General features: G+C 63.9%; 15 protein-coding genes and 2 pseudogenes. 11 read left to right on the top strand and 6 right to left on the bottom strand.

Annotated features, from left to right (window positions below; all coding sequences use genetic code 11):
- Together NM2_RS53415 and NM2_RS16960 are read right to left on the bottom strand one after the other, a co-directional pair.
- Positions 1–192: pseudogene (locus NM2_RS53415) on the bottom strand (hypothetical protein); the annotation flags it as partial.
- A gap of 278 nt (positions 193–470) precedes the next feature.
- Positions 471–1,457 carry an aldo/keto reductase gene (locus tag NM2_RS16960; protein WP_067669630.1) on the bottom strand — a complete coding sequence of 329 codons (987 nt, stop codon included), beginning with the start codon at positions 1,455–1,457 and terminating at the stop codon, positions 471–473.
- A gap of 336 nt (positions 1,458–1,793) precedes the next feature.
- Here NM2_RS16960 and NM2_RS16955 point away from each other — a divergent pair, with 336 nt between their 5' ends.
- Positions 1,794–2,486 (top strand): SDR family oxidoreductase, encoded by a 693-nt coding sequence (locus NM2_RS16955; RefSeq protein ID WP_067669628.1) that lies wholly within the window; start codon positions 1,794–1,796, stop codon positions 2,484–2,486.
- A gap of 121 nt (positions 2,487–2,607) precedes the next feature.
- Positions 2,608–3,477 (top strand): helix-turn-helix transcriptional regulator, encoded by an 870-nt coding sequence (locus tag NM2_RS16950; protein ID WP_067669626.1) that lies wholly within the window; start codon positions 2,608–2,610, stop codon positions 3,475–3,477.
- Between the two features lie 158 nt (positions 3,478–3,635).
- On the opposite strand, the pseudogene NM2_RS16945 reads toward NM2_RS16950, so the two are convergent.
- A pseudogene (locus NM2_RS16945) lies at positions 3,636–4,208 on the bottom strand (radical SAM protein); the annotation flags it as partial.
- Positions 4,209–4,336: 128 nt separating this feature from the next.
- Here NM2_RS16945 and NM2_RS16940 point away from each other — a divergent pair.
- The 8 genes from NM2_RS16940 to NM2_RS16905 all read left to right on the top strand — a co-directional run bounded on the left by NM2_RS16940 (position 4,337) and on the right by NM2_RS16905 (position 16,477).
- Positions 4,337–5,773 (top strand): ATP-binding protein, encoded by a 1,437-nt coding sequence (locus tag NM2_RS16940; RefSeq protein ID WP_067669624.1) that lies wholly within the window; start codon positions 4,337–4,339, stop codon positions 5,771–5,773.
- A 262-nt stretch (positions 5,774–6,035) separates the two neighbouring features.
- Positions 6,036–6,956, top strand: a complete 921-nt coding sequence (locus NM2_RS16935; protein WP_218025933.1) for a VWA domain-containing protein — start codon at positions 6,036–6,038, stop codon at positions 6,954–6,956.
- The gene (locus NM2_RS16930; RefSeq protein ID WP_067669620.1) at positions 6,956–7,654 is read left to right on the top strand and encodes a hypothetical protein; all 699 of its coding nucleotides are present in this window, start codon (positions 6,956–6,958) and stop codon (positions 7,652–7,654) included. Before NM2_RS16935 ends, NM2_RS16930 begins: the two co-directional genes overlap by 1 nt.
- A complete protein-coding gene (locus NM2_RS50660) occupies positions 7,651–9,687 on the top strand; it encodes a phosphotransferase family protein (RefSeq protein ID WP_067669618.1) in 2,037 nt (678 codons plus the stop codon). The genes NM2_RS16930 and NM2_RS50660 overlap by 4 nt, the downstream gene beginning before the upstream one ends.
- Positions 9,688–9,831: 144 nt before the next feature.
- Entirely contained in the window at positions 9,832–10,668 is an 837-nt protein-coding gene (locus NM2_RS16920; protein ID WP_067669617.1) for a vWA domain-containing protein, read from the top strand.
- Positions 10,665–11,486, top strand: coding sequence for a protein phosphatase 2C domain-containing protein (locus NM2_RS16915; RefSeq protein WP_157121133.1), 822 nt, complete (start codon positions 10,665–10,667; stop codon positions 11,484–11,486). The genes NM2_RS16920 and NM2_RS16915 overlap by 4 nt, the downstream gene beginning before the upstream one ends.
- A gap of 5 nt (positions 11,487–11,491) precedes the next feature.
- Positions 11,492–13,630, top strand: coding sequence for a serine/threonine-protein kinase (locus tag NM2_RS16910; RefSeq protein WP_067669615.1), 2,139 nt, complete (start codon positions 11,492–11,494; stop codon positions 13,628–13,630).
- A 537-nt stretch (positions 13,631–14,167) separates the two neighbouring features.
- Complete coding sequence (locus NM2_RS16905) at positions 14,168–16,477, top strand: AAA domain-containing protein (protein WP_245718074.1); 2,310 nt, start codon at positions 14,168–14,170, stop codon at positions 16,475–16,477.
- 57 nt (positions 16,478–16,534) lie between these two features.
- On the opposite strand, the gene rlmN is transcribed toward NM2_RS16905, so the two are convergent.
- The gene (rlmN, locus tag NM2_RS16900; RefSeq protein WP_067669611.1) at positions 16,535–17,644 is read right to left on the bottom strand and encodes a dual-specificity RNA methyltransferase RlmN; all 1,110 of its coding nucleotides are present in this window, start codon (positions 17,642–17,644) and stop codon (positions 16,535–16,537) included.
- A 133-nt stretch (positions 17,645–17,777) separates the two neighbouring features.
- Here rlmN and NM2_RS49075 point away from each other — a divergent pair, with 133 nt between their 5' ends.
- Complete coding sequence (locus NM2_RS49075) at positions 17,778–18,224, top strand: LapA family protein (RefSeq protein ID WP_157121132.1); 447 nt, start codon at positions 17,778–17,780, stop codon at positions 18,222–18,224.
- Positions 18,225–18,227: 3 nt separating this feature from the next.
- On the opposite strand, the gene NM2_RS16890 is transcribed toward NM2_RS49075, so the two are convergent.
- Positions 18,228–19,904 (bottom strand): metallophosphoesterase, encoded by a 1,677-nt coding sequence (locus NM2_RS16890; protein ID WP_067669608.1) that lies wholly within the window; start codon positions 19,902–19,904, stop codon positions 18,228–18,230.
- Between the two features lie 111 nt (positions 19,905–20,015).
- On the bottom strand, positions 20,016–20,150 hold the full coding sequence (locus NM2_RS52590) for a hypothetical protein (protein ID WP_281182447.1): 135 nt from the start codon (positions 20,148–20,150) through the stop codon (positions 20,016–20,018).
- Positions 20,151–20,228 lie beyond the last annotated feature (78 nt).

The following is a 20,228-nucleotide window of genomic DNA, read 5'->3' as shown; positions in this document are numbered from 1 at the left end:
TCACCCTCTCGCGAAGACAGCAGCTGTACGAACGCCGCCGCGCCGCGGTCCAGGAACGCAACTTGTTCGAACGAAGCGGCGCCGTGGGTGTGGCACATGACAGTAGCCGGGTGCGCACCCACGCCTCAACCGCCGAACGAACTCCCGCTCAACGGGTTTCGGCGACGCATCCCACTTACTACCCGTCGTCGGTCGACTTCATCGGACGAGAGCGCGAACTGAACACACTGTCCGCCGCATTGGACGGAGTGCGAGCGGAGATCGGCACGACCAGGCCAGGGCGATGTCTGACCCTGTGCGGGCGACGGCGTTCCGACAGCTCGCAGGCATCTTGCCGGAGAACGAGCCAAGTATCCTCGGCCGCACCGGATGACGTTGAAACGGCCGTGCGTGATCCGCTACGCCAAAGTTGTTCTGGGGTCGCGCCGAAATCGGCTTGGCGAGGTGACCGGCGCAAAAAATAGAGGGACTCAGCGGCCGAACAGAGACTGCAACCGCTCGGGGACGCGCTCACCCTGGATATGGTTCGCGGCCGCCTCTATGCGTTGCAGGTCGCCGGACGTCAATTCGACATCGAGCGCTCCCAGGTTCTCTTCCAAGCGATGCAGTTTGGTCGTGCCGGGAATCGGCACGAACCACGGCTTCTGCGCCAGCACCCAGGCGAGAGCGATCTGGGCTGGTGTGGCTCCCTTGTCCTCGGCAATCCGCTGCAGCAAGTCGACCAGTGTTCGATTGGCCTGCCGTGCTTCAGGAGTGAAGCGCGGCAGCATGCGGCGGAGGTCGTTGTCGGCCAGCGATGTACGTGAGTCGATTGTGCCGGTCAGATAGCCCTTGCCCAGCGGGCTGTATGGCACTAGACCGATGCCCAGCTTCTCCAAGGTCGGAATGATCTCGGCTTCGTGGTCTCGCGTCCAGAGCGAGTATTCACTTTGCAGCGCCGTCACAGGCTGCACGCGGTGGGCGCGGCTGATCGTCGTCGCACCGGCCTCCGATAAACCGAAGTGCTTGACCTTACCTTCGGTGATCAGCTCCTTGACCGTGCCTGCCACGTCTTCGATGGGCACGTCGGGATCGACGCGGTGTTGGTAAAGAAGGTCGATGCAATCCGTTTGCAGACGCCGGAGCGAGGCCTCGGTCACTCGACGGATCTGCTCGGGTCGGCTATCGAGCCCCGACGCCGGGGTCGGCCCGTGCTCCCCGTGCGCGAGACCGAACTTGGTGGCGATCACCACCTGGTCGCGGACCGGCGCCAGCGCCTGACCGACCAGCTCTTCATTGGTAAATGGGCCATAGACCTCGGCGGTGTCGAAGAAAGTCACGCCGCGGTCGACAGCAGCCCGCAGCAGCCTCGTCATCTCGGCTGGGTCCGGGGGCGAACCGTAGAAGAAGCTCATGCCCATGCAACCGAGTCCCAAGGCTGAAACTTCGAGGTGCTGCCCAAGTTTGCGTTTCTGCACTGGAGAATGCTCCTTCGGTAGAGGTCATCCGGCCCATTGCTCCCGCTGTTCAGCCGGAACCGGTCACAGCAGGTTAGGCCCGCCTTGCGGGCGGCGGGGAGACCCTCCTGGTACAGGTACTGTCGATGCCCCCTTCTCCGGTGGGCTGACACTCTGTCCACGTGGAATTCTTCGTGCTCGAGCTCGCGAATCACCACGAAAGTGATTGAGCCACTTGTCGGGTCGGCATCAAGGGTGACAGTGAATGGCTGCGGGCGGATACCGGCTTCACCTCTCCCCGAGGCGGTCGCGACTTGTCTATGTGGCGTTCCTGATCGACCGCTTTCTCATCCCGACGTGAGCCGGCATGCCGAAATCACTATCAGCTCACGCAATGCGGACACGTGCGCGCAGGCACGGCATCTGCTGTCCGAATTCGGCGACGTTCGAGCAATCCCCGCCGACCTGTCCAGGCACGACGAGTGTCAGCGCCTCGCTGATCTTGTCGAAGTCGACTCGGAACGCCTGGACATCCTCATCAACAACGCGGGAGCGATGTGGCGCGAGCCGCTGGAGACGTTCCCGGACGAGGCCTGGGACTCGGTGATCGACCTCAACATCAAGTCGCCGTTCTGGCTGGTGCAGGCGCTGCTCCCCGCACTTTGCGGGGCGGGCACCGCCGATGATCCCGCGCGGATCATCAACATCGGCAGTATCGCCGCCATCCACGTCGCCGAGTCGCCCAACTACTCGTACGCCAGCAGCAAAGCGGCACTCCATCAACTCACCAGAGTGTTTGCCAGAGAACTGGGCCCACGGCACGTCACGGTGAACGCGGTAGCACCGGGACCGTTCCCGTCGCAGATGATGGCGTCCACGCTCGATGCCATCGGCGACACGATCGCGGCGAAGGCCCCGCTGCGCCGGCTCGGCCGCCACGACGACATGGCAGGTACCGCCGTGTTCCTCGCCAGCCGGGCCGGGTCCTACCTAACGGGCACCATCATCCCGGTAGACGGGGGCATCGCGACGACCGCAACGGGTACCTAGGCGTCGACGCGGCCTTTTCCTGCTACGACGCTGGGCGCATGCCGGGTGTGAGGGGGGTGCGCGGCGGTCGGGGTACCAGCAGAACCTCCCTTCGCCTGCGGACAGGGCCTACGGTGAAGGGGTGGCCACGATCGATCTGCGCACTGAGATCAACGAGTTCCTGAGCTCGCGTCGCGCGCGGATCGCGCCCGAGCGGGCCGGACTGCCCGCCTACGGCAGCAACCGCCGGGTCAAAGGTCTGCGTCGCGAAGAGGTAGCTCTACTAGCGGGGGTATCGGTCGACTACTACGTGCGTATGGAGCGCGGCAGCCTCACCGGCGCCTCCGACGGGGTGCTCGACGCGTTGGCCTCTGCCTTGCAACTTGACGAGGCCGAGCGCGATCACCTGTTCCACCTTGCGCGGCAGTCCAGGGCGCCCAGCGGTCCACGCCGTCGGCGACCCGACGCGACGGTGCGTCCGGCGCTTGCGCGGGTGCTCGACGCCATCACCGATGCGCCGGCTTGGATTTGCAACGGCCGTTATGACGTGCTGGCCATGAATCACCTTGCCCGCGCGCTGTATTCACCGGTGCTGGCCGACACGCGACGGCCGGCGAACACCGCGCGGTTCGTGTATCTGGATCCCGAGGCGGCACAAACGTTCTTCGTCGACTATGACCGAATCGCCTGCGATGTGGCCGCGAAGCTACGCATGGAAGCCGGCCGCAATCCGCACGACGAGGAGCTGATCGCCCTGGTCGGTGAATTATCAACACGCAGTGAACTATTTCGGCAGCGGTGGGCGTCTCAGGACGTTCGGCTCCACCGGTCCGGACGCAAGCGTGTGCACCATCCGGTAGTGGGCCAGCTCGATCTGGACGTCGAGTCGATGGAACTGCCTGCCGACCCCGGCATGCATCTGAACGTCTACACCGCGCCCACTGGCACGGCGACCGCGGACGGTCTAGCCCTATTGGCGTCGTGGGCGGCCAGCCAGGAGAAGCTACTGTAGCGACCGAGATTCAAGCACTCGGCTGATATTCCAGCCTTTTCACTCCGTCTGAGTCAGCGCCACGGCCGTTTCAACGTCATCCGGTGCGGCCGAGGATGGTGAATGGCCTGGTCATGTCGCGGTCAGGCCACGATCGCCGCAGCCCGACGAACAACTTTCTATTCCTCGGCGGCGAGCTGCCCGCAGGCCGCCGCGATCTCCTGCCCCCGCGTATCCCGCACCGTACACGCCACCCCCTGCGCCTCAACCCGCCGAACGAACTCCCGCTCAACAGGTTTCGGAGACGCATCCCACTTACTACCCGGAGTCGGATTCAACGGAATCAAATTCACATGCACACGCGACCCGAGCGCCTTGTGCAACTTCGAACCAAGCAAGTCCGCACGCCACGGCTGATCATTGATATCCCGGATCAACGCATACTCGATCGACACACGGCGCCCCGTCCGATCCGCGTAATACCTTGCCGCATCCAGGACCTCGGCCACAGGCCAGCGATTATTGACCGGCACCAACGTATCCCGCAACTCATCATCCGGAGTATGCAGCGACACAGCCAAAGTCACCGACAGCCCGGTGTCCGCCAACTTCCGGATCGCCGGAGCCAAACCCACCGTCGACACCACGACACTCCGCTGCGAAATCCCGAATCCATCCGGCGACGGCGACGTAATCCGTTGCACCGCAGCAAGAACCCGCTTCATGTTCGCAAGAGGCTCACCCATGCCCACCGTCTTACAAAGCCGCCCGACCACCTCCTACGTCGATCGAACCGCACCGTCGTACATTCTCCCAAATGAGATAGTATCTTGTGCAATACTATCGACACCGATAGCATAGAGCGCTAGGGAGGTGCAGGTTGGGCGACTTCATCGGACGAGAGCGCGAACTGAACACACTGTCCGCCGCATTGGACGGAGTGCGAGCGGAGATCGGCACGACCAGGCCGGGGCGATGTCTGATCCTGCGCGGGCGACGCCGAATCGGCAAGTCCGCATTGGTGGAGGAGTTCGTCGACCGAAACCGGGTACCAAACGTCTTTCATACCAGCGAGATCGGCTTCGGCACCGAGCCGCTGACCGAGTTCACCGACGCCGTACGAAGTTCGTCACTGCCTGACGCCGACATCTTCGCCGACGCCATACCGGGCAACTGGACTGCCGCGTTCCGCCAGCTCGCAAGTATCTTGCCCGAGAACCAGCCAAGTGTCGTGGTGCTCGACGAGCTGCCATACCTCATGGACCCCGCAGGAGCGTTCGAGAGCATTCTGCAGCGGGCTTGGGATCGCGAACTGTCGCGCAAACCCGTGCTGCTGATCCTCATCGGTTCCGATCTCGCCATGATGCAGGCACTGACCTCATACGGACGGCCATTCCACCAACGCGGCACCGAAATGCGGCTGGGACCACTCAATCCGGCCGATGTAGCCGCAATGACGGGCCTCGCCCCGGCAGCCGCCTTCGACGCCACCCTGATCACCGGTGGGCTCCCCATCATCGCGGCGCGCTGGAACACGGGCGAGGATGTCCAGGCATTCCTTTCCCGCGAACTGGCAGATCCGGTGAGCCCATTGGTCGTTTCCGCACAACTGTCCCTGGCCGCCGAATTTCCGGACCAGACCCAAGCTCGCCAGGTCCTGGCGGCAATCGGCAGCGGCGAACGCACCTTCACCAACATCGCCCGAGCAGCCGGCGGAATCGCGCACTCGACACTGTCACGCGCCACTGAGCTGCTGACCGACAAGGGCATCGTCGCAGCCGAGCTCCCGATCAGCCTCACTCCCTCGAAAGAACGCCGCTATCGGATCACCGACCCATATCTCCGCTTCTGGCTGACCTTCCTCGGCCCGCACCTCGCCGAGTTGGACCGCATGCGCCCAGACCTGACCCTCGAACGCATTCGCCGCGGATGGACCAGCTGGCGCGGGCGCGCCGTAGAGCCATTGATTCGCGAATCACTGGCACGCCTGCTGCCCGTACACGGAATCCCCGCAGTTCCCGCAATCGGTGGCTATTGGACCCGCAGCAACGACGTCGAAATCGACATCGTGGGCGCTGACAGAGAGCCCGTCGCACACGAACTGACGTTCTTGGGATCTATCAAATGGCTGGAGAACTCCCCCTTCGACAACCACGACCTGACCGCACTCCAGCGCCACCGCCACCGAGTGACAGATGATCCGATCCCACTGATCGCAGTCACCCGCTCCGGAGCGACAGCCGATCACCTCGATGCCGTCTTCACCCCTGCGGATCTGCTCGAAGCATGGCAGCCACGCGACAACCGAACCAGGTGATCCGACCTCAGATCCAGCAATACTCGGGTCTGATCATAACGACGCCGACGAGATCCCGCTGCCGCCCTCTGACAACTCAACCCGCTGGCCGGTCGTGAAATCTCATTTGCAATGTCGCACAAAGGAACTCGACACTAAATACACGAAATCCGTTCCTGCTCCGCTACTCTGACCAAGGTACAACGCCGTATCACGAATACGGCTCGGCGGGAACAGCACTCGGCGTGTGCCCGACATGGATCAACTGGGGAGAGGATTCAACTTGTACTCGGCGGAAATCAACCGTAGGCAGCCCGCACTGCTACTGCTCGCGATCGACCGATCGTTCTCGATGGCCGAACCGTGGGCCGAGACCGGACAGTCGAAGGCGCAGGCACTGGCCTTGGCGGTGAACAATCTTCTGGGCAATGCGGTCTTGCTGTGCAGCCGCGGCGACGAGCAGGTGCACGACTACTTCGAGGTCGGCGTCCTAGGATACGGCACGGAGGTCGGCGGTGCCCTCTACGGCACCGACAAGAGTCGGCTGATCGTGCCGGTCGGGCATATCGCCGAGCACCCGTTGCGGGTGGACACCGTCACCCGGCGCGTCCCCGACGGTGCGGGCGGGGTGATTCCGGAACAGCAATACTTGCCGGTGTGGGTGGACCCGGTCGCCGACGGTGCAACACCGATGGTGGCGGCCTTCACCGCGATCGAACCGGTGGTGGAATCATGGTGCGCCGCACATCCATCCAGCTTTCCGCCGATCGTGATCAACGTGACCGACGGGATGAGCACCGATGGCGACCCACGGGACGTCGTCGCCCGGATCCGTAAACTGGGCACCAACGACGGCCAGGCGCTCGTATTCAACCTGCACCTGTCCGGAGTGCAGAGCCAGCAGGTCAGGCTTCCGAATTCCGCTGCGGCACTGTCCGATTCCAATGCCACACTGCTGTACGAACTATCCAGCGAACTACCACCCGCGATGCTGGAAGCCGCGGCGGCGATGGGATACCCGGTGCAGTCCGGTGCACGCGGATTCCTGTACAACGCGGACGCGACGGCGGTGATCGACTTTCTGGACATCGGCACCCGGTCGGTGACGCCGACCGGACTCGCGGAGTTGACCGCGGGCGACTCGTCCCACGCCGAACCTCACGACCCGGTCGACGAGGATTCCGAGGGCGATACGAACCTGTGATGCCCAGCGCTACTGCAACGCTGTGGTCGATAACAAAAGCCGACAAACCCGTGAACGAGGACCGCGCCGATGCCAGCGCGGACCGGTTCGCGATCGCCGACGGCACCTCCGACTCGGCGCGTGCCGAGGTGTGGGCCGACATCCTGGTGAAAGCGTATGTCCGAGAACACATCGAGCCATGGGATGCCGCAGAGCTAACCCGGCTGCGCCGCCTGTGGCGCGATGAGGTGTACCTGCCGACGCTGCCGTGGCACGCGAAATCGAAACTGGCGCGGGGCGCGGGGGCGACCTTCGTCGGGGTACGCCTCACCCCCGATCGCGCCTGTTACGACGTCACCGCCGTCGGGGATTCGTGCCTGCTCCACTTCCGGGACGAAAGCCTGGTTACGGCCGGGCCAGTGGACGGCTGCACACGTTTCGGCCGTAACCCACCGTCCATACGGTCACCGTTCGGCGATGCCGACACGTTTCGTAAGTCACTGTGGCGCTTCACCATTCCATATCAGCCGGGGGACACGCTGCTACTCGCAACCGACGCACTGTCGAAGTACCTACTGCGCGCTCACGAGCAGGGCCGGAAAGTTGACATGGGAGAGCACCTCGCCACGGAGGAGGCGTTCGCCCAGTGGGTCACGGACGCCCGCGCCCACGACGACCTCGACAACGACGACACAACCGTCTGCGTGGTGCAACTGTGAGCAGGCTACCGTCGCCGCGCGATTATCAACTGGCCGTACAGAATCCACAACGCGCCTTCGCCAGCGACCCGACACTGCGGGACGGACAGGCGCGGACGAATGCATTGCGTCTGCCGGTTGCCGCCTCCGGCGGATTCGCCGTTACGTTCGATATCACCAGCGCCTCCGGACGGTGGGCGGTGCGTTGTTTCCACAAGAACGACAACCAGAACCGGCGCCTACCCGATCGATATCGCGCTATCGGACAGTTCATCGATATACATCCCGAACTCGACTTCATGGTTCCGGTCCGATACCAGGACGATGGAATCACGGTGAACGGCAACCCGTTTCCGACGGTTCGGATGCGCTGGGCCGAAGGAGTGCCGCTGGGAACATGGCTACAGCGGTGGGCGGCGGAGCCGAATCCAGACCGGATCAACGAGGTCTGCGACGCAATCCGCGAGGCCGAACAGCAATTGAAATCGCATGGCGCAGCGCACGGCGATCTGCAACACGGCAACATCCTGGTACGGCCGGATCACAAGATCTGGCTGATCGACTACGACGGCATGTACCTTCCCGAGCTCGCGGAACTGGGCGCAATCGAGCAAGGACACCGCAATTACCAGCATCCCGATCGTGGCCGGCACTACGACGCCGAACTCGACAAGTTCTCCGCCTACGGCATTCGCATGTCGCTGGCCGCGCTCGCCCGCCGACCGGAGTTGTGGGAGACGTACGGCAAGACCGGTGAGAACATCCTGTTCCAGGCAACCGATTTCATCGAACCGGACAGTGCACCGATATTCGGCGAGTTGCTGCGGCTCGGCGAGCTGACCAAACACGTCGAGCGTTTCCGGAACGCCTGCCGGGCCGGATATTCCCAGACCGCCACCGCACTGACGGGTACGACAACCGCACGCAGCACTCGACCACGTACTGCCGCAACAGGTTTGGTTGTGCAAGCCCGAGCCGGGACCACCGAGCTGTTGCGACAGCTCGAAGGCGAGACGGTCACTGTTTTCGGCACAGTGGCGGGGACGAAGGTCCCCTTCGAAGGCGTCGCCCTGATCAACCTGGGTCGCTACCAGGATGCGGAATTCGCCATCGTCGGTTTCGGTGAGGTCGCGAAGGACCTATACGACGAGTACGGCCGAAATTCGCGGCCCGACAGACTGCTCTCACTGGAAGGCAGGAAAGTCGCTGTCACGGGAACGATCTGGTTGTACGAGAGCAAATACTCCGACGAACTGACTCCACAGATCGAGCTCGACCACGCCGCATTCCTGCACATCCTCGACGAGGACCAGTACGCGGACCTTCGTGACAAGGCGAATCATCGCGAAGCGGCCACCGCCCACACGGAAGACATTGCGGGAGAACCAGAATCCCCTCCACCGACCACAGCAACGCGGCAGCCGACACCGACACCGACACCGACACCGACACCGACACCGACACCGACACCGACACCGACACCGACGAGTCCATCCCCACTGGCCCACTGGTCCAATGCGGAACTACACGCGAACCTGAGCCACAGATACAAGCCCCGCGCCACAACGCAGCAACCGACATCGGCACCCAAGCCGACGCCCACGCCCACGCCCACGCCCACGCCCACGCCCACGCCCACGCCCACGAGCAACACGACATCAACGGACAATCGTCCACCCCAAGTCCCCCCGCAGTACCGGCAGGAAGAGCTACGCCCGCGCCCGCCGAATACCGGCGCCATCGACGACACCGCGGTCATCGGCGGTCGGCAGCGACCATGGGGACATCCCGAGTCGGCGCCATTGCCTCCTTCCTACCCACCGCCACCGACCTTCGGCCCCGTGGCGACGCCCAAACCTGCACCTGCACAACCGCCCTCGCGCCGCGCCGGAAGAGCCGGCGGCGCGGTAGTTCTGGTGCTGGTGGCCGTCCTCTACGCTATCGCCGCGATAGCGGCGGCGACCCACGGCGTCTTCATCCTGGTTCCACCGTTCGCGATCCCGGGGGCGATCGCGCTGTGGTTCGCGAAAGTCATACACGCACAACGTCATTGATCGACTCATCGATTGGCAACTATCCCGTTACAGGGGTCGACAGCGTTCCGATTGACACCGTCCCGGCGGTCCGATTTCATTACGGTAGACACGGTTTCGGGCGCACGCCTGTCGTGTCCGGGGTTCACACAATGGGGAGTACACATGCCGTACACGGCGGAGATCAGCCGCACCAATCCAACCTGCTTCATTTTCCTCGTCGATCAGTCGACGTCCATGGGTGACCTGATCGGCGGCGAAGTCCCGCAGAAGAAGGCCGACGTCGTCGCCGACGCGATCAACCGGCTGTTGACCGAGCTGGCGGTCAAATGCGCCAAGGAGGAAGGGGTCCGGGACTACTTCCATGTCGCGGTGATCGGGTACGGCGCTACCGTCGGATCGGCCTTCTCCGGTTCGCTCACCGGCCGTGACCTGGTGCCGCTCAGTGAGGTTGCCGATAACCCGGCGCGCGTGGAGGAACGGTCGAAGAAGATCCCCGACGGCGCCGGCGGACTGGTCGAGTCCACGGTGCAGTTCCCGGTATGGATGGACCCCGTCATCGGTGGCGGCACACCCATGAATCGCGCGCTCCGATACGCGGAAACCCTGGTGCGAGGCTGGATCGGGCAACACCCCGGCGGCTTCCCACCCATCGTCATCAATCTCACCGATGGTGAATCGACCGACGGCGCCCCCACCGAAGCCGCCGCCGCCATCACCTCGCAGGCAACCGCCGACGGTGCGGTCCTACTGTTCAACCTGCACGTCTCTGCAACGGGCGGCTCACCGGTGACCTTCCCCGGCTCCGACGTCGGTCTGCCCGACACCTACGCGCAAACACTGTTCGCGATGTCGAGCGTGCTGCCCAGCCACATGCGGTCATACGCCGCAGCGCAAGGGCACCAGATCGGCGAAACCACAAGAGGATTCGTCTACAACGCGGACATCACCTCGGTCGTTCAATTCCTGGACATCGGGACCCGCGCGACCGAACTGCGGTGATGACACCGGGCCTGTACGTCACCCATCTGGTAGTGCCCAAGCGCGGCTTGACCGGGGCGGAGTGCGAGGACGCGGTGTGCGTACTGCCACAGGTCCCCTTCGACGAACTTGTCTCGGGCCCTATCGCCGCGAGTGTGTGCGACGGAGCGACCGAGAGCATGTTGTCCAAGGATTGGGCCGCAATGCTCGCCGCCGCGTCGGCCACGAGAGCCCTGTCCGATCCGCAGTTCTTCGGAACCGGCGCGGCATTCGAGGACTTCGCCGCCGAAGTGGTGGCCCGATGGAATCCGTGGCTGGCCGAGTACTCGTCCGATCGGGCCGCGGCAGGCCGCCCGCTGGCGTGGTACGAGCAGTCGAAGCTGGCGGGCAGCACCTTCGCGACCCTGCTCTGTGTGCTGGTCACGCCGGAACGCGTAGCCGAATGGCGATGGCAGGCAGCCGCTTTGGGGGACACCTGCCTATTCCATATCCGTGACGAACTGCCACTCAACGCGTTTCCGGTGCACACCACCGAGGAGTTCGGGACGGACCCGAATCTCTTCGGTAGCCGCAACCACGACACCGCGCTGCTGTGGGAGCGCACTGAGCTCACCGAGGGCGTATGCGTTCCCGGTGACCGGCTACTGCTCATGTCCGACGCATTGGCAGCCTGGTTCCTGGCGGCCTCCGATCCCACCGCCGCACTACACGAACTGCTGGAGTTCGGCGGTCCGCACGACTCGAGCCGATTCTCCGACTGGCTGGACACCCGCCGAGACCGGCAAGAGGTACGAAACGACGATGTCGCGCTGATTCGAATCGATTTCGAGGGCCGGTAACGCCGATGGCCACGACCACACCCCGGGAATTTCCGACCGCCGGCGCCTATCAGGAAGCCCTTCAACATCCGGACATCTGCTTCACCGACGCCGAGCTGAGAACCTCGGTCCCCGAGCTCACCACACTGCGTCAGCCCCGCGGGATCTCCGGCAACTTCGCCAGTGTCTTCCCGGTGACCCACCAGGCCAGCGGAACCCGGTACGCCATCAAGTGCTTCACCCGCTACATCCCGGACCAGCAAGCGCGATACCGCGCGATCAGCGAGCAGTTGGCCACCCTTTCGGCCGCCAACCTCTCCCAACCGTGGAAAATCGGTTTCGAGTACCTACCCGACGCCATCCTGGTTGGCGGGATCAGATATCCCATCCTGAAAATGGAGTGGGCGCAGGGCATGACCCTGTCGGCATGGTTGGACCTTCATCACGACGACCAGCCGGGTGTCGATCGGCTCGCCGAACGATTCGCGGGTCTGATGTCCGATCTCGAAGCGCACAGCATCGCGCACGGTGATCTACAGCACGGCAATCTCCTGGTCACCGGGGACTGCACGCTCCGATTAGTGGACTACGACGGAATGTACGTGCCCGCGTTGGGCAGTTTGGGCGGAACCGAGCGCGGGCATCGCAACTATCAGTCGCCGCAGCGTGGAAACGACGACTTCGGCACCGACCTGGATCGCTTCTCCGCCTGGGTCATCTACGGGGCACTCAAAGCCATCGCGATCGATCCAGACCTGTGGCGGCAGTTGCACGAACCACAGGGCGAGTACCTCTTGCTCGCCGAAAACGATTTCACGAATCCTGACTTTTCACAACGCTTTCCGGCCTTGCTCACGCATGCGAATCCGGAGGTCCGGCAGCTGGCGGAGCAGCTGCGATCGCTCGCCGCACAACCGCTGGCCGCGCTGCCCGTGCTGGCGACCGCCATGACCGGCGAGGTTGCTGCCCCGATCGCCACATCCGCGACCACCACCCAGGGGCTGCCGGGCTGGATGACAGGGCAGGTGTCGGCGGCGCACCCACCAACCCACCGACCTGCGCCCGCCACCGCGCCCCTGCGGCGATTCGCCGTACGCGGGGCCCGAGACGTCATGGCGTTGATCCTGCTGGTGTTGTTGATCGCCGTCGCCCTGCCCGCCCTGCTCATCCTGACTCCCCCGCTGGCCGTCATTCCGCCACTGGTCGCCGCGCTCCTCGTACGGGCGGCACAGCGCGCCAGACCCGAAACCGCCGAGCTGCGGCGACATTTCGGAGAACTCCGGCAGCGGCGGGCGGAGGTTGCCGACGTTGCCACGGCCGCGGCGGTCGTGCACAGCGAACAAGTGCAGTTGGATCAGCTCGAGGACGTCCGATTGCAGCAGCTGCCCGCTCAGCGAAAGTACTGGCAGGACAGGTACAACGCGGACCTCGCGGCCATAGAACAGGAAAAACAGCGCACGCTCGTCGCCATCGACCGTGAGCGAAACGATCTCCGCAACACGTTGGGACTCCGACTGGACAAGGCCCTCGCCGCAGAAAGGACCATGTTCGTCTGGCATCAGCTGAAGCGGTTCCCGATTTCGGCGGCCGATATCCCCGGAATCGGCCCTCGTCTGACCAATGAACTTGCCGCACAGGGCATTCGAACAGCTGCCGACTTCACCGGCATCAGCCTCAGCGCACCCGGCGGCGCATACAACTCGGTGACCGCCTACCTCCAGACCGCCGTGGGATCGGTCTATGTCAAGGGCATCGGCGAGGTGAAAGCCACCGCATTGGATAACTGGCGCGCCACACACGCCGCCAGAATCCAGGCGCGATTCACGCGCACCGAACCGTCCAATGCCGACGCCATACGATCCGACCATGAGCGTGAGATGAGCAGGCTGGCTCTGCGGCAGCAAACGACGGAAAACGAAGTCGGACCGAAAAGGGATCGGGCCAAACAACAGTACGAGGCGCAGTCGGCCCAGCTGGCGTCCGAGGCCGCCAGCGCTACGGCGTTCGCTGCGAACAAGCGGCAGGAATTCGCCCAGCGCCTCCTGGCTTTGCAACACGCCCCGGCCGAACTCGCCGCACTCGATCAGCGGATCGCGGCGGCGACCATCCATCGCAGGAACCTGTCCCAGCTCAGCTACATCCGCTTCGCCCTAACCGGCCGCTAGGCACCAGAAATACTGCGGTACAACGATTTCCCTCATGACAACCTCACAATACCGGCGATCGACAGGGGCCTTTCGATGGTTGATCCAACTCAGCTGGCCGTGCTGATTCGGAAATCAGCGGACGAGCCGTTCCAGAATCGCACCGCGGACGTGGCGGCGGTGCGACCCACGGCGGCTCGTACTCAGATCACGTTTCAAACGGGCGGAACTTTTCCCTACGGGCAGAAACGAGTGCTCGTATTGCAGAACCCGCAGGCCGTACCCCTCGGTCCGCATCAGCGGATCCTGGTCGATGGCAGACCTCGTGACGGAGTGACCGCAGCCTACCGATTCCAAGGGGTCGGGCAGGATTGGTGGCACATATTCCCCGGTGAGGAGCACTCCTTCTCGGCGTACCACGGGGATCGGATACAGGTCGTACACGCCGGGGCATATCATCCGCAGGCCGACCAGGTACTGGCCTACTGGCGCGCAGTCGCCGCGCGGCTGCCGGAGGAAGGACAGACGCTCCGGGAGGCACATGAGCGGCCGTTGTTCGTGCATCCGGACAGCGCGCTTCATCGCTATCTCCATCGAACCCAGATCGAGCAGGTCGAGCGCCCGGTGTCGCCGCCGCTGTACCCCTTCGATACGAATCTCAGCCAACGCGCGGCGATCGATAATTGCTTGCGCCACCCGATTTCGGTGATCGATGGCCCGCCCGGCACCGGCAAGACGCAGACCATCCTCAATCTGATCGCCAATATCATTGTCGATGAATCCAAGACGGTGGTGGTCGTGTCGTCGAGCAATCCGGCCGTGGACAATGTGCACACCAAACTCGTAAACGCAGGATTCGGTTATGTCACTGCGAATCTCGGCAAGAAGGAGAAGAAGGCGAAGTTCTTCCAGGAGCAGCCCGCGCGAAATCTGGTTGTCCAGCAACTGGGGGCGACCGCATCGGTGCCCCTGCCCCGCGCAGGGGAGATGACCACCCTGGATCAGCACCTGTTACGGCTGCGTGAAATCGAACGCGATCTCGCGGACCTGCATACGGAGCATGCCGCCTACGAACTGGAACGTGTCCACTTCCGCGCCTATTTGGAAAGGCACGAACTGCCCGACCAGGAGCTGCTACCGGTACTGCGGTGGCGGCCGGCCAAGATTCTCGCCTTCATCGCCGACACCGATCCGGAACTGGCGCGGGCCACCGGAATCGCGGGCGTGGTGGACCGGATCAGCAAATACTTCAAATATCGTTCTATGCGCCGCGCCGACGCCCAGGACATCAATATCGTGTTCCGGCTGCATCAGCTCTACTACGACGCGAAGATCGCCGAAATCGAACGCAAGATCGAGCGGGCACGAAAGTCATTGGAGGTATCCAACTTCAGCGATCTCGCCGCCCAGCAGCAGCAACTCTCCGTTGCCTGGCTCACCGAGAGCCTGCGTCAACGCTATGCGGGACACGCCCCGCGGCTGTACGACTTCGGATACCGGCGAGACTGGCGGCACTTCACCCGCGACTATCCCGTTATCCTGAGCACCTGCCATTCCCTCGAAAATAGTATCGGCGCAGGACAACTCGTCGACTACCTCATCATCGACGAGGCCTCGCAGGTAGACCTGGTCGCGGCCGCCGTGGCGCTGGCTCACTGCCGCAACCTGATCGTCGTCGGCGATCTGCGGCAGCTGCAGCCAGTTGTGAACATTCCGGAATCAGTCACCGCCCCCGATCCAGCGTACGACTATCGGCAGCAGAGCATTCTCTCGTCGCTGACCGATATTTACGGCACCTCGCTGCCGCGGGTCCTGCTGCGCGAACACTACCGTTCCGATCCCAATATCATCGGCTTCTGCAATCAGAAGTTCTACCAGGACAACCTCGTTCCTTTCACCCGCAGTACCCCGGGCTACCAATCCATGGTCGTTGTCCGCACGCCACCGGGTGACCATATGCGCTGGCTCGACGAAAGAACGGGTAAGCGCGGCGGGCGAATCAACCAACGCGAGATCGATATCATTCGCCAGGATGTGCTGCCGCAGTACTGCGCCGAATTTCCAGACGACCAGGTCGGCGTCACCACGCCGTACCGGCCGCAGGCGAACCGAGTTACCGATGCGCTGAACTCGAGCATCGAATCCGACACCGTCCACAAATTTCAGGGCCGGGAGAAAGCGGCGATCATCATGACGACGGTGCTGGACAATAGACCCGACATCGATAACGCGCTGAAATTCGCCGACTCCCCGGAGCTGATCAATGTGGCCGTATCCCGCGCACGGAAACGCTTCATCCTGGTCACCCACCACGATCTGCAGCCGAAGAGCAGGAACCTGCGTGATCTGATAGGCTACATCCGCTACCAGTTTCCGGACAAAGAGTTCTTCGACAGCCCCGTCGTGTCAATCTTCGACCTGCTTTATAAAGACTATTCGGCGGTGCTGTCCACACTCGCGAACCACATCCGGAACGAGTCGATACATCCCTCGGAGAACATCATGCGAGCCGCTCTGGAACAGGTCCTGAGCGAACCCGACTTCCAGGGCTTCTGGTACAACGAGCAGGTCCACGTCAGGCACCTCCTGCCTGATACCGACCGACTCGACCGGCGGCAGCTCCAATTCACGCGATCCCGATCCGCCTCAGTGGATTTCGACCTCTACAACCACATCACCAAGCAACGCCTGTGCGTGATCGAGGTCGACGGTTTCGATTACCACGAAAACGACCCGCGCCAACTCGAACTCGATGCCATCAAGAACACCATCTGCGCCGCATATGACATCCCGATCTTGCGCTTCCCCACCACCGGAAGCGCAGAACTCGACCGCCTCCGCACCGAACTTGCCGCATTGATCGCCTGAGACTCATGCCATGGTCCGGTTGCTGTGCAACGCCGGGCCGCCGCCCCCTTCGACCCATCAGCCCTCGGCGGCGAGCTGCCCACAGGCGGCAGCGATCTCCTGACCTCGCGTGTCACGCACCGTACACGAAACACCCTGCGCCTCCACCCGCCGAACAAACTCCCGCTCAACAGGTTTCGGCGATGCATCCCATTTCGAACCCGGAGTCGGGTTGAGCGGGATCAGGTTCACGTGCACCCTAGAGCCGAGAGCCTTGCGCAACTTCGAACCAAGCAAGTCAGCACGCCACGGCTGATCATTGATATCACGGATGAGTGCGTACTCGACCGACACACGACGGCCTGTCTTGTCCGCGTAATACCGAGCCGCGTCCAGGACCTCGGCCACCGACCAACGATTGTTGACCGGCACCAACGTATCCCGCAACTCATCATCCGGAGTATGCAGCGACACAGCCAAAGTCACCGACAAGCCCTCATCGGCCAGCTTCCGGATCGCCGGCGCCAAACCCACCGTCGAGACCACCACGCTCCGCTGCGAGATACCCAAACCATCCGGAGCCGGAGAAGTAATACGGCGCACCGCATTCACCACACGCTTGTAGTTGGCCAGTGGCTCACCCATGCCCATGAACACGATGTTGGACAGGCGGCCGGGGCCGCCGGTCACCTCGCCGTCGCGGAGGGCGGCTGCGGCGGCGCGGACCTGGTCGACGATTTCGGCGGTGGACAGGTTGCGGTTCAGGCCGCCCTGGCCGGTGGCGCAGAACGGGCAGGCCATGCCGCAACCGGCCTGGCTGGAGATGCACAGGGTATTGCGGTCCGGATAACGCATCAGGACCGATTCCAGGAGGGTGCCGTCACCGGCGCGCCACAGTGTCTTGCGGGTGGCGCCGTCGTCGCACACCACGTGCCGGACCTCGGTCAGCAGGGGCGGGAACAGCGAATCGGCCACCGCGGACCGCAGTTGCGCGGGCAGATCCGTCATCTGCTCCGGGTCGGCCACCAAACGGCCGTAGTACTGCCGGGCGATCTGATCGGCCCGGAACTTGGGCAACCCCAGGTCCTGGACCGCTTTGCGACGCTCGTCGGCATCGAGGTCGGCGAGATGCCGCGGCGGCATGCCACGACGCGGGGCATCGAAAACGAGCGGGAGGGGGGTAGCCATAGCCCTGCCAGTGTAGTCGGCAGCGAAATCCAGCTCGGACGAGCGCACGAAATTCGAGTCTCGACCTGCGCGCGCAGCACTCTTCGACGCCAACCTACGTGCAGAACCCATAGCGATGGGTAATCATCGGAGTATGACCAGCGACGCCGCATCGAGCTCGGGCCCGGACACTCCCTCGCGGACGTCTGCCACCCCGGAGTCCTTGGACGCTTCAGGATCCCCCGAGCGCCCGGACTCCCCCACCGCCCCGGAACCCGCCACCACCGCCGGCCCTGCCGCCGACTCGAGTCCGCGCACCGCCCCGGACAGCACCGCGCGCCGCGCCCCGGCCAACCGGTCGCTGCGGACTCGTGCCGGGTCTGCCTGGGTCGCGCTGGTCGCCGCCGCGATCATCGGCATCATTCTGATGATCTTCATTCTGCAGAATCTGAATCGGGTGGAGGTCACGCTCTTCTTCTGGAGTTTCTCGCTGCCGCTGGGCGTGACCATTCTGCTGTCGTTGATCGCCGGAACACTGGTGATGGCGCTGGCTGGCGGTTGGCGCATCATACAGTTGCGCCGCGCCGCCAAACGCGCCTGAACGCTATCGGCGCACCAGACGCCGATAGGTGACCTTGTCGAATTCGCGACCGAACTCGTCGACGGCGATCACATCCATCTCGCTGGAGAACACCCCGGGCCGCACGTCCACGCGAATGAACGAGTACCGGCTGTAACGCACGCGCGACCACTGCACCGCCTCGTACCGCGTCTTCCCGTCGGCATCCCACAGCCCGCTGCGAGCCACCGAGGTATCGGGCAGCTCATGGCCGCGGTAGCTCTCGCCGAACTCGAATTCGCCGTGTGCGGCGCCGCCCCCGCCGACGACGTAGTACACGGTGCCATCGGTTTCGGGATAGACGATCGCATTGTCCGCCGCGACCCGCGTCGCGCGACCGCGGCGAATCGGGTCGGTGCGCTCGAAACAGTGGTTGTGCCCCTGCAACGCCAGATCCACGTCGTAGCGGTCGAACAGCTCCGCGAACGTCCCGCGCACCCCGCCGTCGCTGGCCCCGCCCACACCGGTGGCATAGGCGCACTCGTGGAAAAAGCAGACGATGAAGTCCACGGCCGGATCGGAGCGATGCGCGGCCAGCGTCCGCTCCAGCCAATTCTTCTGCGCCCCACCGGAATAGCCGAGATTCGCCTGATACTGGTAGCAGGCCTCGTTGGCGTCGAGCGAGAGCACCGCCACATTGCCGTACCGGAACGAGTACACCGACGGGCATCCGGCCGGGCCGTTGTCGGGCATGTCCAGCCGGGCGGTCAGCCCGCCGTAACCGTGCGTGCCGTATACCGCCTCCATATCGTGGTTGCCGGTGGCGAACATCCATGGCACCCGCGCGGCACTGCCCTCGATGGCCTGGAAGTAGTTGTCCCAGACGAACGGGTTGTACGCGTCGATCTTCTCGTTCTTCGAGGTGCCGCTCGGGACGAACCAGTCCGGTCCGCCGCCGTGCGAGGGATCGGCGTAACTGATGTCACCGGCCAGAATGTGGAAGTCCGGATTGCAGGCGACGATCTGACGCTGGATCGCCGCGGCATTGCGCGCTCCGGGCGCATCGCCCCTACCGTATTTGTTGCGGTAGCCGCCGGGCCGCAAACCAGCGGGCTGAGCAGGGGTGTCGTCGATACCCTGATCGCCCATCATGGTGAACCGGAACGGCAGCAACGCCGATCGCGAACTCGGCATGGCCGTGGCCGCCGAAGCCACCTCGCTCACGAAACCGTCGGAGGTGCGCCAGCGGTAGAAGTGCGGAATCCGTCCGGGCAGCCCGTCCACGGGCGCGTGCACGTAGAACTGTTCGGCCGCGAGCACACCGCCGTCGGTGCGCGGGATCTGAGTGAGCAGATTGCGCACCTGCGCCTCGACACTCGCACCCAGCGCGGGCGTCGGACCGTGTTCGAGAAATACCTTGGCGCGGACCGGATTACGCGACAACTGCGCCGAGAACCGCAGCTGACTCGCCGCATCCGGACCGAATCCGACATGCCGTCCGGCCACCGCGAGCGGAGCCCCGTCGGCATAGGCGAGCGCGCCGAACGAGGAGAAACCCGCCGCCATCGCCGCCGCGGTACTGCCGCGCAGGAACGAACGGCGGCTCACCGCATGCCGTTTCAGATACGACCGATGCCAGTCGTACTGCTCGTCCATCGTCATCCGGGCTGCCAGGGCCGCGGGGATTCCGGTGTTCGGGGCCAGGCCGGGAGGGTTGAGCATGATCGAAACCTTCGCGCCGAGAAGTGGAACGGATATCCGACTCATCCAAGTCGCGCAAGATTACCGAGACCCGACAGGGCGATGAACTCAGCCTTCCCGGCCACGGGGAGATCAGGCAGTCGGCGGATGGTCGGCTAATGCGGCGCCGGCGCCGACCACCGGCCCCACCGCGATCACGGCCCCCACGGCGGCAATCATCAACGAGCGCATGCTGATTCCTTTCCAGGCGGCGATGTTCTCCACCACCCGATCAGACTGCGGTCGCCTTCGAGTTACCTGGCAATGGGCGCGGAAATCGCCCAGAAATCAACAGGTTTCAATGAA

The sequence above is a fragment of the Nocardia miyunensis NBRC 108239 genome, assembly GCF_001613065.1.
In the GTDB taxonomy this organism is placed as follows: Bacteria; Actinomycetota; Actinomycetes; order Mycobacteriales; family Mycobacteriaceae; genus Nocardia; species Nocardia miyunensis.
This window is presented reverse-complemented; position numbering and strand designations above follow the sequence as displayed.